This window comes from Corynebacterium sp. HMSC076D02, assembly GCF_001813815.1.
Lineage (GTDB): Bacteria > Actinomycetota > Actinomycetes > Mycobacteriales > Mycobacteriaceae > Corynebacterium > Corynebacterium simulans.
The window spans coordinates 1-293 of sequence record NZ_KV814038.1 but is presented as its reverse complement, the minus strand read 5'-3'; the positions used below and the strand labels follow the sequence as shown (position 1 = coordinate 293).

Genomic DNA, 293 nt, shown 5'->3' with positions numbered 1-293 from the left:
CGATGTGTTAAAGCTGAATCGTTCCTCGTTTTACAAGTGGGTGAGCACCCGTAAAAAACGCAGGTTAAAGATGTATTCTGATGCCGTTATTGGTGCACGAATCAAGACCATTTTCGATGATGAGCACGGGCTTTATGGTGCTAAACGCATCGCTGCAAGCCTCAACAGTGATACGGATTTCGGCCCGATAAATCACAAGAAAGTTGCACGCATCATGAAATCCATGGGGTTAAAAGGCTTTAGCAAACGGCGTCGATGCATTACTACCAGGCGTAAGCCTGGTCACCGTGTCA

General features: G+C 46.8%; 1 protein-coding gene. It reads left to right on the top strand.

Translation table 11 applies throughout. The annotated features are described in order from the left end of the window. Positions 1-70: 70 nt before the first annotated feature. On the top strand, positions 71-293 hold a 223-nt coding region (locus HMPREF2935_RS01900), incomplete at its 3' end, for an IS3 family transposase (RefSeq protein WP_141755996.1).